This window comes from Bacillus sp. FJAT-49736 (assembly GCF_018343615.1).
Classification (GTDB): domain Bacteria; phylum Bacillota; class Bacilli; order Bacillales; family Bacillaceae_C; genus Margalitia.
In genome coordinates this window covers 777,578-792,300 of the sequence record NZ_JAGYPI010000002.1, presented here as the reverse complement: position 1 = coordinate 792,300, position 14,723 = coordinate 777,578, and the positions used below count along the sequence as shown (strand labels likewise).

The window sequence follows — 14,723 nt, the reverse complement described above, 5'->3', positions numbered from 1 at the left end:
TCATACAATCCACTCCTTTCCCTAATGGATAAATTCACTTATTTGATTATACGAAATTATTTTGAAATTAGCTAATACTTTTTGAAAATTAAGCTTCTTTTCCTGCTTCGATTTCAATGGTAATTTTAATTTCATCGCCAACTAACACGCCGCCAGTTTCAAGGGCAGCATTCCAAGTTAAACCGTAATCGCTGCGTTTCACTTTACCTTCTGCGCTGAAACCAATTTTTTCTGCACCGCTCATTGGATCTTTTGCAAGACCTTCAAAAGTTACAAGGAATGTTTCTGGACGAGTAACACCATGAATACTCATATCACCTGTCACAGTATACTCATCTTCACCTTTTTTATCGATGCTTGTAGCTTTAAATGTCATAGAAGGATATTTTTCTGCATCAAAGAAATCTGCAGATTTAAGATGTCCGTCACGATCCGCATTGCGTGTATCGATGCTTGCTACATCTACAGTAAAGTCAATAGTAGCGGATGTTAAATCAGTTGGATCTGCTTCGATGGTAGCGTCAAATGTATGGAATGCACCTTTCACTTTTGATACCATCATATGTTTTACAGAAAAATCGATAGCACTATGTGTTGCGTCTACTACCCATTTGCTTTTTGTCATTTTATTTTACCTCCAATAAAAAGTTATTTACTAAAATTAATATACTTAACGGTTAAAATGTTAATAGTTTTACTTTAATCATTAAGTAACTTTATGTAAGTAAGTATATTCTTTTTAGTCAAAGATGTCAATACATTTTTTTAAAACATTCAACTAACGGAACAAGTCTATGAAAGTCTTGTTTGAATTACTATTACTCGAACATTGACTTCAACAAAACCATCTTGTAATATAAACATTAAAATAATAATTGTGATGTTGAAGGATCTATAGTAGCTAAGGATGTTCTTCAAAGCGAATTGGGGATGGTGAAAGCCCAATAAGAGACTTTAGTGAAACGGCAATCTGGAGTCATACATTGGAAAGTGGATGTGCTATTTGTGCATCAACTGGGGTGGAACCGCGTGAGTACAGCTCTCGTCCCCAGACTCATCTAGAGTCTGAGGACGGGAGCTTTATTATTTTTTCAAGAAGGAGCGAATAACAATGAGTGTAAACATGGAGCAAATTGTGTCACACGCCAAACATAGAGGTTTTGTTTTCCCAGGATCTGAAATCTACGGAGGACTAGCGAATACATGGGATTATGGTCCATTAGGTGTGGAATTAAAGAATAACGTGAAAAAAGCATGGTGGAAAAAGTTTATTCAAGAATCTCCATATAATGTAGGATTAGATTCAGCTGTTTTAATGAATCCAAGAACATGGGAGGCTTCTGGACATATTGGTAATTTCAATGACCCGATGATTGACTGTAAAAATTGTAAGGCGAGACATCGTGCCGATAAATTAATTGAAAATGCGCTCGAAGAAAAAGGAATTGAGATGGTGGTTGACGGCTTGCCATTTTCAAAAATGGAAGAGTTGGTAAAAGAACATGATATTGCTTGCCCGGATTGCGGTAGCAAAGATTTTACAGGGATCCGTCAATTCAATTTAATGTTCAAAACTTTCCAAGGTGTAACAGAATCAAGTACGAATGAAATTTTCCTACGTCCTGAAACAGCACAAGGTATTTTTGTTAACTTCAAGAATGTGCAAAGAACGATGCGCAAGAAGCTTCCATTCGGTATTGCCCAAGTTGGAAAGAGCTTCCGAAACGAAATTACACCAGGTAATTTCACTTTCCGTACGCGTGAATTTGAACAAATGGAACTAGAATTCTTCTGCAAGCCAGGTGAGGAGCTTCAATGGTTTGATTATTGGAAGGATTATGCTAAAAATTGGCTTTTAGCATTAGGCATGAAAGAGGATAATCTACGTCTACGAGATCATTCCGAGGAAGAGCTATCCCATTATAGTAATGCAACTACTGACTTTGAATATAAATTCCCATTTGGTTGGGGAGAGCTTTGGGGTATTGCATCCAGAACAGATTTTGATTTAAAGAGACATATGGAATACTCTGGTGAAGACTTCACATATCTGGAGCAAGATACAAATGAACGTTATGTTCCATATTGTATTGAACCATCTCTTGGTGCGGATCGAGTAACACTTGCTTATTTAATTGATTCCTATGAAGAAGAAGCATTAGAAGACGGCACATCTAGAACCGTAATGCATTTACATCCGGCATTAGCTCCGTTTAAGGCGGCAATTTTACCATTATCGAAAAAATTATCTGAGGGTGCCCGCGAAATTTTTGCAGAGCTTGCTAAGGATTATATGGTTGATTTTGATGAAACAGGATCAATCGGTAAACGATACCGCCGTCAGGATGAAATTGGTACACCATTCTGTATCACGTATGATTTTGATTCAGTGGAAGATAAAATGGTAACCATTAGAGACCGAGATACAATGGAACAAACACGACTCCCAATTAGCGATTTGAAAAAATTCTTAGAGGAAAAAATTCAATTTTAGATTTTAAGGACACCTATATTGGTGTCCTTTTTTGATTATGCTCCCGAACCCATGCTAGAACAGAGGATAGGGTAACCAAAGAGAGAGTTAGGCGCCCGAAATCGAACCAGAACAGAGGATAGGGTAACTAAAGAGAGAGTTAGGTGCCCGAAATCGGTTCGGAATAGGAGATAGGGTAACCAAAGAGAGAGTTAGGTGCTCAAAATCGAACCAGAACAGAGGATAGGGTAACCAAAGAGAGAGTTAGGTGCCCGAAATCGAACCAGAACAGAGGATGGGGTAACCAAAGAGAGAGTTAGGTGCCCGAAATCGAACCCGAACAGAGGATAGGGTAACCAAAGAGAGAGTTAGGTGCCCGAAATTGATCCAGAACAGAGGATAGGGTAACCAAAGAGAGAGTTAGGTGCCCGAAATCGAACCCGAACAGAGGATAGGGTAACCAAACAGGGAGTTAGGTGCCCGAAATCGATCCAGAACAGAAGATAGGGTAACCAAAGAGAGAGTTAGGTGCCCGAAATCGATCTATCACAGAGGATAGGGTAACCAAAGAGAGAGTTAGGTGCCCGAAATCGATCTATCACAGAGGATAGGGTAACCAAAGAGAGAGTTAGGTGCCCGAAATCGATCTATCATAGAGGATAGGGTAACCAAAGAGAGAGCTAGGTGCCCGAAATCGATCCAGAACAGAGGATAGGGTAACCAAACAGAGAGTTAGTTGCCCGAAAACACCCCTAAACTGTGGAGAGGGTCCCCGAGGCAGAGCCTAGTGCCTAAAAACAGCTTCAAAAATTAGAGGAAATCGCTCACCGTAAAGAGATTAGTACCATAAAACATATTTCTTCATCGAATAAGAGAGTCATACAAAACAATTCAAAATATGCTCTTGGATAAAATCAAAATGTAAATGTACCCCTGCTTTTTGTATAATAAAAATTAATGAAGGGTGGGATCATCTTTGGCGCAATTACTACCTGTTATGCTGGAACGTGCGGGGATTTTGATTATTGTCGCGTTCTTATTATCGAGATTAAAGTCCTTTAGAAAAATTATTAATCACGAATATGTAATGAAGGAAAAATTGATATTAATTACAGTGTTCGGTGTGTTTGGAATTATTAGTAATTATACAGGTATAGAAATATATCATCATTCCATTTCAGAAGAGTGGCATATCGGGGGATTATCTGGGGAGAGTGCGATTGCAAACACGAGAATAATGGGAGTGGCCATTGCCGGATTACTTGGGGGTCCGGTGGTAGGGCTAGGGGCTGGCTTAATTGCTGGAGTGCATCGCCTTACATTCGGGGGATATACTGGTATCGCGTGCGGAATTTCTACAATACTTGCTGGTATTATTACTGGAATTCTAGGAAAACGCTTTAATATTCGTAAAAAAAATTCCCATCTAAAAGCAGTTGTCATCGGTGTATTGATGGAATGTGTACAAATGGGGATTATCCTACTTATTGCAAGACCATTTGATTCCGCAATGGAACTTGTAAAAATTATTGCCTTTCCGATGATCACGATAAATGGATTTGGAACTCTTATATTCATGCTTATTATTCAAACCATTTTATTGGAGGAAGACCGAACCAAAACACTTCAAACCCACAAGGCATTATATATTGCTCAGCTTACACTGCCGTTTTTCAGGAAGGGTTTGAACGTTGAATCTTGTGAACGTGTTGCAGAGATTATTCTAAAGCATACAGGTGCAGATGCAGTTTCGATTACGGACCAATATCAAGTTTTATCTCACGTCGGACTTGCCTCTGACCATCATATTCCATTAAAGAGTATGTCGACCAGGCTTACACAGAAGGTACTTGAGCTTGGTGTAATTCAAAAAGCAACAACCAAAGAGGAAATCCAATGTTTTAGGGAGGACTGTCCGCTTCATTCAGCGATTGTGTTGCCATTAATAGCACATAGCCAGGTGGTAGGGACATTAAAGTTATATTTTAAGAACTCAAACGGGTTAAGCAGGGTAGATGAGGAGCTTGTAGAAGGTTTAGGTATGCTTTTTTCAACTCAGCTAGAATTTGCGGAGGCTGAGCAGCAGCGAAAGCTATTAAAGGATGCCGAGATTAAAGCTTTACAGGCACAGGTTCACCCGCATTTTTTATTCAATGCTATTAATACGATATCCTGCTTGATCAGAACAGATGCGGATAAAGCGCGAAAATTATTATTGCAACTAAGCACCTTTTTCAGAAGTAACTTGCAAGGAGCAAGACAAATGCAGATTCCGTTAGAAAAGGAATTGGAGCATGTTCAGGCATATCTGACTTTAGAACAGGCGCGGTTTCCTGATAAATATTCTGTTACCATAGATATTGCTGAGTCCATTAAAAATACAATGATTCCTCCATTTACCTTGCAGCCATTAGTTGAAAATGCTGTACATCATGCTTTTAAACAAAGAAAAAAGAAGGGAATCATTTCGATACAAGCATTTGAGGAAAATGGAAAAATAAATATTACCACCATTGATAATGGAATTGGTATGACGGAAGATCAGCAAAAAAAGCTTGGAAATCAAACCGTTCATTCAAAAGAGGGGACTGGAACGGCACTTTGGAATATAAAAAAGCGTATAAATGAAATTTATGGGCAGGATGGGGATTTCACTATTGAAAGTGAACCGAGTTCGGGAACAAAGATCACTATTATTCTTCCGGTTGATCAGCAGAAATGGGGTGAAAAGTATGCTCAAGGCCTTTATAGTGGATGATGAACCATTGGCACGAGATGAATTAAAATACTTGCTTAGAAGAACGAAGCAAGTAGAAATTGCAGGAGAAGCAGATTGTATAGAAGATGCATTGGCTGCTATGGAGAATATTTCCTTTGATGTATTATTTGCGGATATTATGCTCGCACATGAAACCGGGCTAGATTTGGTAGAGGAGTTAACAGAACGGGATTTACAACCAGCAATTGTATTCGCAACTGCATATGACGAATACGCAATAAAGGCGTTTGAATTAAATGCTGTTGATTATATTTTAAAACCATTCGATGAGCATAGAGTGCAGCAAACCGTAGAAAAAATTTTGAGGCTGGACAATGGGGGAAAGAAGCCCCAAGTAATCGAAAGAAAGCCACCATCCGATAAGCTGGCGATAACGGTGGAGGAAAGAATTATCATTATTCATACCCATGATATCCTTTATATGAGGACGATGGAAGGGAAAACGATTATTACTACAGACAAACAAGAATACAAGGTAAGTGATTCCCTCGTAGCATTCGAAAGAAAGCTTCAAGATACCTCTATTGTTCGTGTTCATCGAGCATATCTTGTTAACCTTGATGCGATTGTCGAAATCCAGCCTTGGTTCAATTCCACGTATAATATAATAATGAAGGATGGAGAATCAGTTCCTGTTAGTAGGACTTATACGAAAGAGTTAAAGCAATTAATAGGTTTTTAAAAAGGTCAAAAAAGTTCCTGTATGGATCTTTTTTGATCTTTTTTTATGCTAATCTTACTCTTTTTCGAAAAAATCAGTGCATTTCAAAACTCCACATTTGTATTTCAACCTCTTTTTCTAGCATTTCATATTGAAAAGCCTATGATAGCGTTTTCATTTTATAAAATATAGATAGAATATTTAAACTAAAAAAAGGGGTGCCATAAAATGAATGCGATTACAATTGTAATTGGATCGATATGTATATTAATGATTGCTTATCGTTTATATGGAACATTTATGGCTGCGAAGGTGTTAAAATTAAATGATTCTACACCAACACCGGCACATGAATTTAATGATGGAAAGGATTATGTTCCTACTAATAAATGGGTTACATTCGGTCATCATTTTGCAGCGATTGCAGCAGCCGGGCCACTTGTTGGGCCAATTCTTGCAGCACAGTTCGGGTATTTACCAAGCTTACTATGGTTATTGATTGGGGCAGTTATTGGTGGAGCAGTACATGATGCGGTGGTTTTATTTGCTTCTATGAGACGTAAAGGTAAATCATTATCCGAAGTGGCAAAAGAAGAAATGGGACCTGTAGCAGGATTTTGCACAGGATTAGCAATGCTTTTTATCATTACTATCACGATGGCTGGATTATCCATGGTCGTGTTAAATGCATTGCAAAATAACCCTTGGGGCACTTTCTCTGTTGGAATGACCATTCCTATCGCAATCGCAGTGGGGATCTTCTATAAGAAAACAGGAAACTTAAAATTAGCAACAACGGTAGGCTTTATCTTAATCATGGTTGGCGTGTTCGTTGGACCATATATTGAAGGTACAGCACTAGGCGATTTTTTAACACTTAATACTAAGACATTGGCAATTATTTTACCTATTTATGCATTCTTTGCAGCAGCATTGCCAGTTTGGCTATTGCTTGCTCCACGTGATTATTTAAGTAGCTTTATGAAAATCGGCGTATTTATAGCATTAATTATCGGAGTATTTATTATTAATCCGTCTATAAAAATGCCTGCGCTCACCGATTTCATCCACGGTGGCGGTCCGGTAATGGCAGGTCCGGTTTGGCCATTTATTTCGATCACGATTGCTTGTGGGGCGATTTCGGGATTCCATGCTTTCGTGGGCTCCGGTACTACACCAAAAATGCTTGATCGCTGGACCGATATTAAAGTAGTCGGTTTTGGTGCAATGCTAGTAGAATGTGTAGTAGGAATTATGGCATTAGTCGCAGCTACTGCTTTACAGCCAGCGGATTATTTCGCAATAAACTCTACACCAGAAGTTTTTAAAACATTAGGAATGCATGTTTCGGAATTACCTCATTTGGCAAATGAAATTGGCCTGGGATTAGAAGGGCGTACAGGTGGTGCGGTAACGCTCGCTGTTGGAATGACTTATATCTTTACTAAGATTCATTGGTTCAGTCATTTGGCACCGTATTTCTTCCAATTCGTTATTATGTTTGAAGCTGTATTTATTTTAACTGCGATTGACTCAGGTACTCGTGTTGCTCGTTATTTAATTCAGGATTTCTTCGGGGAAATTTATAAGCCTTTAAAGAAAACAGACTGGCTCCCTGGCTCCATATTTGCTAGTGCAGTAGCGTGTCTGTTATGGGGTTATCTGCTCTTCTCGGGGGATATCGGATCCGTTTGGGCATTGTTCGGTGTATCTAATCAATTGATGGCTTCCATCGGATTAATTGTGGGAGCAACGGTTATTTTAAAAGTTGCGGACAAGAAAAGATATATGTTAACCTGTCTAATTCCGCTAGCATACCTATATGTAACGGTAAATTATGCAGGATATTGGATGATCAAGAATGTATATCTCAACCATGCAGCGGCTGGATATAATGTTCTAAATGGGGTATTATCCATTATCATGCTTATTCTTGGTCTGGTAATTATGATAACTGCAATTAAAAAGTGGATTGAATTATTAAATTCACCTCGTATAAATATGGAAAGTGCAACAACAGGAAACGCATAAGAAATAAGGAGCAGGGGGAGTGTTCGTCTATTTACCTGCTCTCTTTTTTTGCTTGCTTAGGAATTTACATTTTGTAAAAATAATCTACGTCTATTTCACTCATCCATACGCAGATTTTCAAGGCGATAGCTCATTTGTTCATTCTATTTTGACCTCTCCAACTTTTTGCGGTCCGGTGATTCCGGCGGCATTTCCATCCATTCACGGTCTACTAAAATGTTAAAGCCAGTTTTTGAATACAGAAGGATTTCAGCAATAAACTTACTGTATTCAGCGGCGAGATCTGTCCTCAAAGATAAGGAAAGTGCATGACCGATTAAAGTAATATCAATGGAATTTAGGGTATGAAATAGAGACATCACAAGCTTATCAGAAAAAGGAGAGACGGTTGAATCGGTTACTTCCATATTGATAGGCACTGTACCTAATAGATCCTCTTTCATAAGCATTTCATTAAAGAGATTAATTTGTTTTTCCGAAATTTCCTTCCCGTTTTGTAAGTAAGCTTTAATTTCTTCATCCTTGACTACCTGCAATAATCCGGTGCAAAGCAAAACAGCAAAATAGTTCCGTTCGATATTGGAGAAAATCTCAGCTAATTCTAGCACATTCAAGTTCCTTTTTTTTCCGAAAAGTCCTTTAATATAGGAGGTTTTTTCAATAAACTGAACCTCCTTCGGATAGGGAATCATCGGCGGACGGTCATGAATACCTTTTGATAGCATTAATGTAAGAGATTCTTTATAAAGATCCGTTGACTGATAAATAATCTTTGAGAAAAAATCCTGCAAATCGAGCCGGCAAATATTCGTTATGATAAAAGAATATAAGATTAAGTCCATTTTTCCAATGGAATACACAAAAGTTAACGCAAAAGGGTCATAAAATAAAGGAGGAGCTTCTAAGTTAATATCTTTTTCTGTGAAGCCAATCGGAGTAGGTATTCCTTCATTGGTGAAAATAGTTTTAATAAAATTCATTCTGTCTGTAGAGTTAGCTAAAGCATGCTCAAGCACCAGCTTTATTTCAGGATCCTTCACATGGTGGATAAAATAGGTAATCAAACACCACTCCATACTATTGTTCATATATGATGCCCAAAGCCCGCCAATTTCGGAGCTGGTTAGTCTTGTTTCCAAGTATGACCCTCCCTTCTAATCAAACGTAATATTAGAGTTTGATAAATCATTCAATTCTATTCGCTTTTAAACAAACCATAATAGAAAAAGTTATTTAGAAGCGAATGATTAGAAAAAGAGGCAGTGGATAAATTAATAGTAAGTCGCATGACACCGCCCCGGAGGATTGGCATGATTTTTATATTAGCGTTCATATTGTTGGTCGTGTCATTTTGGAAGAAATGCTGGCATCCATTAACGAAATATCTTGCAACCATGCAGTATGTTGCTATTTGCAACCTATTTAATCTTGTTATCTGTCATGATTATCTGCTTTGGGAACTACACTCTCGTTTTATGTCACCAATAGCTGTGGAGCTATTTAATTCCCTGTTTCTTCTTCCGATAAGCACATTAATATATATTTCTTTATTTCCGGAGGGCAGCTTCCGTAAGCAAATATTTTATATTTTCAAATGGATAATGGGATCAATATTAATTGAATTGGTGTTTATTCATTTCAGTGCCCTCCACTTTTATCATGGCTGGGGCTTTTGGGTGGATGTTGTATTCTATTGTTTAATGTATTGCTTTATTAAGCTTCATTATCATCATCCTCTAATCACTTATGCACTATCTTGTATAGTGGGATATATTTTAGTTCGAATTTTTGACGTCCCCATTTCATTTTAATTAGCCTATAAAAAAGGGCTGTCATCCGGACAGCCCTTTACAATAATTTATTGTCTATTATTTGTGAAATCACATTGGTCAAGAGGTACTATTTTCGTTTTTTTCGCAAATTTGTATCCAAGCCAAACGATGATAAATAGCGGTAATCCAATATAGGAAACTAAAATTCCGTTCCAATCAATGTTTCCACCTAAAAAGGCAGGATAATCCTGACCAATTATCACGACAGCACAAAGAACAAAAGCGAATATCGGACCAAATGGGAAGAGCTTTGATCGGTAAGGAAGATCACGTAAGTCTTTCCCTTGTGCTATATAAGCTTTGCGAAAACGATAGTGGCTGATAGCAATTCCTAGCCAAGCAATAAAACCGGACATACCGGAAGCGTTTAGCAACCAATTATAAACGGTACCGTCACCAAAAAGGGAGGCAAAGAACGCCAGTGTGCCAATCAATGAGGTAACGATTAAGGCATTAACAGGTACACCATTTTTATTTAGCTTCGCTAAAAACTTCGGTGCTTTTCCTTCGCGAGCTAGATCCCAAAGCATGCGGGTAGAAGCATACATTCCTGAATTACCAGCAGATAGTACAGCAGTTAGGATGATTGCATTCATAACGGATGCTGCAAAGGCAATCCCGGCTTTATTGAAAATAATGGTGAAGGGACTCATGGTTACATCAGAGTCAGCAAGATGTTTGTCCGTATATGGAATTAATAATCCAATGACAAGGATCGCTAAAACATAAAATAAAAGGATTCGCCAAAATACTTGTTTGACAGCCTTTGGAATATTCTTTTCCGGATTGTCACTTTCTCCGGCAGCTACCCCAAGAAGCTCGGTTCCTTGAAAGGAGAATCCAGCTGCCATGAAGATTCCAAGCATTGCCATAAATCCGCCATGGAATGGTGCATCTCCAATCGTAAAGTTTTTAAAGCCAACTGCCTCATTACCCATTATGCCAAAAATCATTAAAAAACCGGTAATTATAAATATAATGACGGTTACTACTTTAATAATAGAAAACCAAAACTCAGCTTCACCAAAACCTTTTACAGATAAATAGTTTAATAAAAACATAATAACTAAACATATAGCACTCCAGATGAGTGATGGTGTATGGGGAAACCAGAATTTCATAATAATAGTAGCTGCTGAAAGCTCCGCAGCAATGGTAATTGCCCAGTTATACCAGTAATTCCATCCAAGTGCAAACCCTAAAGAAGGGTCTACAAATTTTGTGGCATAGGTACTGAAGGTACCAGAAACAGGCATATATGCAGCCATCTCGGCCAAGCTTGTCATTAAGAAATAAACCATTATTCCAATTAGTAAGTATGCAAGAATAACACCGCCTGGACCTGCAGTATGGATAGCCCCTCCACTTGCAAGAAAGAGCCCCGTACCGATTGTTCCTCCAAGCGAAATCATCGTTAAATGACGGGATTTAAGGCTACGCTTTAATGTCTGAGCCTCTTGCTTTTTACTACTTTTCACATTTGATAATTGATTTGCATTCACAGATTGTCTCACTCCTTTTTTTGTTGGTGCAAGGCACCTATGCTTTTCTTCGTGGGAGTGGGAATCAAAAAAAGCCGTCGAAAGTAGAATCGACGGCTTATTACAAGACCCCGCATCATACCCTTCCGAAAGATAGCTCAACACGTTTGTTTGGTAAGAACAAACGTGACAGTTCTGTTCCTATTCGGAGACAGCCCCAGCCAAATCATCCAAAAGAAAATGATTTGACTTCGGCAACTATTCCTTTCAAACGGAGTCTTCAATGTTCTTTTGCATTTCGTCCGTCTTACTATTAAGAGTTGCGACCTCTACCTCACCGGTCTGATGAGGATTTTTATATTCAATTTATACAATGATTAATTATAATATGTTTTTGACAAAAATCAATAACTTTCACATAAATTGTCGAATGTAAGTTTTTCCGCTGTTGCTTTGCTATTTTTTAAAATGATATGGAAGTGTTGCCACAACAATATCTTTACTCCAAAGCAGCCTGGTCCTTATTAATAAGGCCGATTGATTATGGAGGATATTATGCCACCTTTTCTTCGGAATGAATTGCGGCACAAGTACGGTCACAACATATCCATTTTCGGATACCTTTGTTTGCACCGTTTCCAGAAATTTGCATAACGGATAAATGATGCTTCGATATGAAGAGTGAAGCGTTACTAGCCGAACTCCATTGTCTAGTTCCGACCACTTTTGTTCCATTCTTTTTTCGTCTTCTCTGTCAAAAGCTACATAAACAGCAATCACTTCATTCGTTAATGATTTCGCATAATTAATGGATCTTTCCACAACGGTTGTAATACCTGCTACAGGGACAATAAAGACATTCCCGTTTATTTTTTCCAATGCAGGGTGGGAGCAACGAAGCTGTTCTCCAACTGCCTTATAATGCTTATGGATCGTGTGGAAAAGATAAACCACCGCCGGTAAAAAGATAACAACAAACCATACTTGATGAAACTTCGTAACAAAAATAATACCGAAAACTAAGAAAGAAATAAGCGCCCCAACTAGGTTGATTAATAGCTTAACAAGCCATCCACTCGGTTTTTGTTTTATCCATTTAACAATCATGCCTGTTTGAGAAAGAGTAAACGGAATGAATACACCTACCGCATAAAGCGGAATTAAATGTTCCGTTCTAGCTTTAAAGCCAATTATTAATAGTATGGAAGCAATACTTAGAAAGATAATTCCATTTGAGTACCCTAAACGGTCTCCCCGCATTGTAAACATTCTAGGCATATATTTATCTCGCGCCAGATTATAAGCTAGTTGCGGAAATGCAGAAAATCCTGTATTTGCTGCGAGAACAAGAATTAAGGCTGTTGTACCTTGTATAAAGTAGTAAATATAATTTCGCCCAAATGTATGGGATGCAATTTGAGAAACGACGGTTTCCGTAGCCTTTGGACCAATCCCATACCAATAGGATAAAAACGTAATTCCTGAGAAGAGAACCGCAAGAATTCCTCCCATCATTGCCAAAGTAGTAGCAGCATTTTTGGGAGCAGGGTTCTTAAAATTTGGTATAGCATTCGATATAGCCTCGACCCCAGTTAGTGCTGAACTTCCCGACGAAAAGGCTCGAAGCAGCAAGAATAAGGAAATTCCCGCTACAGGTGTCCCTAATTGCGGATGCAGGTTTGGCGAGATTTGCCCTGTAGCCACTTTATATATGCCGACAATGATAAGGAAGATGATAGCAATTACGAATAAATATACAGGATAAGCTAATATGGAAGCAGATTCTGTTAATCCTCGCAAATTCAAGATTGTAATAAGAATGACTAGAATAACGGCAATTTCAACACTATATGGATGTAAAACAGGAAAAGCTGAAGTAAGGGCATCAGTACCTGATGAAATACTAACCGCAACTGTTAAAATATAATCAACCAGTAAGGAGCCGCCCGCAATTAATCCTGGATTAACGCCAAGATTTTCCTTCGAAACTAGATAGGCGCCCCCGCCTTGTGGATAGGAAAAAATGATTTGTCTGTATGAAAGGGTTAACGCCAACAATAGAAAAAGTACACCTACTGCGATAGGAATGTTATACCAAAACGCCAGAGTACTGACGGAAGCTAGAACAATTAATATTTGCTCCGTTCCATATGCAACCGATGATAACGCGTCCGATGAAAGTATCGCTAATGCTTTTAGCTTTGATAATTTTTGCTCACCTAATTCATGGGATTTCAACGGTCTTCCGATTAAAAATCGTTTGATTGAACTATACATGGATGGATTCTCCTTAAAGATGTGTTCATGTTAAGTATTGTTCCTTAAAGGCTTATTTCTTAAACTTGTTGCTTTTGGGGGCAAAATCTCAGTAACATCTATTCTTTGGTTATGAATCAGTAACTTACGTAAGAAAAGATACCCCGAACTAAGACTATATTAGGATTTTTTGTACGAAAAACAACAATCTAATCGAAAACAGCCTCCTTAAAAAGCAAGATTGTATGAATGCACGCAAAAAACCACAGAAGGGATGTAGCCTTCTGTGGTCTGTATTGTACGATCACAAGGTTGCATTCCTCTCTTTACGCTTACGAGGTTAGCTGTCGGATTCGGACATGAGAGATTGCCCTACCTTAAAAAAGGATTCACCCCAAGTGAACAAAAATGATTCACGAAATTTGGGTCCCCCGCTCCAAAGGATTTAGCGTTTGAACTGTTTATAAAATTTATAATAAAAATATACTCTCATCATTTTTACTTGTAAAGATATGTTTTTCCTTTTTTTTATAAAGGCTCTTTTCTTAAATTTTGTTGCGTTTTGGAAAAATAGACCTTATATCAATCCTTAGTTTGGTTAACAATCATTAATGTCTAAAGAAAAGATGCTGCGAAACCAAGTCTATATTAGGATAGAGAACAATATTCGAAAAACATAAGTTAAAATGAGCTTTTGGATTTAAAAATCTATATGAAAACAGCCTTGTAGATAAAATGTATAACAATTTCTTATTTTTTTATGGGAAATTATTATATAGTAGTGTTGTTGAAATAAGCGCTAAATGGACATATGATATTTTTAATGAGGATCGTATTAAAAGTATTTTATATAGTTTCCGAATAGATAATGGAGGGGCATAAATGGGTAGTTTAGGATTTGGTGAAGTATTAATCATTATTGTAGTGGCATTGTTAATTTTTGGACCAACAAAGCTTCCTAAATTAGGAAAGGCAGCCGGAGACACATTAAGAGAATTTAAAAAAGGAATGAATGGAATCATTTCTGAGGAAGACGAAAAAAAAGAAGAGAACAAATAATAAGGGATTTAATAATGATAAACCATAGACTTGATAAAAGCCTATGGTTTTTTATTTGCTGTATTATTTTTTCTTATGTCTAAACTTAAAAAATTTATAATTTTCTTATGGACTTTCTTCTTGTATAGTTTTTACATATTGAGATAGAAAG

At 37.7% G+C, this 14,723-nt stretch carries 10 protein-coding genes and 2 riboswitches; of the genes, 6 read left to right on the top strand and 4 right to left on the bottom strand.

Features of this window, described 5'->3' with window-relative positions; all coding sequences use genetic code 11:
• Nucleotides 1–88: 88 nt before the first annotated feature.
• Nucleotides 89–625, bottom strand: coding sequence for a YceI family protein (locus tag KHA87_RS15265; protein WP_213094999.1), 537 nt, complete (start codon nucleotides 623–625; stop codon nucleotides 89–91).
• Between the two features lie 486 nt (nucleotides 626–1,111).
• On the opposite strand from KHA87_RS15265, the gene KHA87_RS15260 reads away from it, so the two are divergent.
• The 4 genes from KHA87_RS15260 to cstA all read left to right on the top strand — a co-directional run bounded on the left by KHA87_RS15260 (nucleotide 1,112) and on the right by cstA (nucleotide 7,944).
• Nucleotides 1,112–2,494 (top strand): glycine--tRNA ligase, encoded by a 1,383-nt coding sequence (locus KHA87_RS15260; RefSeq protein WP_213094998.1) that lies wholly within the window; start codon nucleotides 1,112–1,114, stop codon nucleotides 2,492–2,494.
• A 955-nt stretch (nucleotides 2,495–3,449) separates the two neighbouring features.
• A complete protein-coding gene (locus KHA87_RS15255) occupies nucleotides 3,450–5,231 on the top strand; it encodes a sensor histidine kinase (protein ID WP_213094997.1) in 1,782 nt (593 codons plus the stop codon).
• Nucleotides 5,206–5,934 carry a LytR/AlgR family response regulator transcription factor gene (locus KHA87_RS15250; RefSeq protein WP_213094996.1) on the top strand — a complete coding sequence of 243 codons (729 nt, stop codon included), beginning with the start codon at nucleotides 5,206–5,208 and terminating at the stop codon, nucleotides 5,932–5,934. Before KHA87_RS15255 ends, KHA87_RS15250 begins: the two co-directional genes overlap by 26 nt.
• Before the next feature lie 207 nt (nucleotides 5,935–6,141).
• Entirely contained in the window at nucleotides 6,142–7,944 is a 1,803-nt protein-coding gene (gene cstA / locus KHA87_RS15245; RefSeq protein WP_213094995.1) for a carbon starvation protein CstA, read from the top strand.
• A gap of 143 nt (nucleotides 7,945–8,087) precedes the next feature.
• Here the strand turns inward: cstA and KHA87_RS15240 are convergent, their stop codons facing one another.
• Nucleotides 8,088–9,083 carry a DUF3231 family protein gene (locus KHA87_RS15240; protein ID WP_249310413.1) on the bottom strand — a complete coding sequence of 332 codons (996 nt, stop codon included), beginning with the start codon at nucleotides 9,081–9,083 and terminating at the stop codon, nucleotides 8,088–8,090.
• Nucleotides 9,084–9,254: 171 nt separating this feature from the next.
• Here KHA87_RS15240 and KHA87_RS15235 point away from each other — a divergent pair, with 171 nt between their 5' ends.
• Entirely contained in the window at nucleotides 9,255–9,755 is a 501-nt protein-coding gene (locus tag KHA87_RS15235; RefSeq protein WP_213094994.1) for a CBO0543 family protein, read from the top strand.
• Nucleotides 9,756–9,802: 47 nt separating this feature from the next.
• Here the strand turns inward: KHA87_RS15235 and KHA87_RS15230 are convergent, their stop codons facing one another.
• The gene (locus KHA87_RS15230) at nucleotides 9,803–11,278 is read right to left on the bottom strand and encodes an amino acid permease (protein WP_213094993.1); all 1,476 of its coding nucleotides are present in this window, start codon (nucleotides 11,276–11,278) and stop codon (nucleotides 9,803–9,805) included.
• A 125-nt stretch (nucleotides 11,279–11,403) separates the two neighbouring features.
• A riboswitch (Lysine riboswitch) is annotated at nucleotides 11,404–11,597 on the bottom strand.
• A gap of 116 nt (nucleotides 11,598–11,713) precedes the next feature.
• Nucleotides 11,714–13,534, bottom strand: a complete 1,821-nt coding sequence (locus KHA87_RS15225; protein ID WP_213094992.1) for an APC family permease — start codon at nucleotides 13,532–13,534, stop codon at nucleotides 11,714–11,716.
• A gap of 294 nt (nucleotides 13,535–13,828) precedes the next feature.
• Nucleotides 13,829–13,974: riboswitch (cyclic di-AMP (ydaO/yuaA leader) on the bottom strand.
• A gap of 421 nt (nucleotides 13,975–14,395) precedes the next feature.
• Between KHA87_RS15225 and KHA87_RS15220 the strand changes: the two genes are divergently transcribed.
• On the top strand, nucleotides 14,396–14,572 hold the full coding sequence (locus KHA87_RS15220; RefSeq protein ID WP_213094991.1) for a twin-arginine translocase TatA/TatE family subunit: 177 nt from the start codon (nucleotides 14,396–14,398) through the stop codon (nucleotides 14,570–14,572).
• Nucleotides 14,573–14,723: the final 151 nt, after the last annotated feature.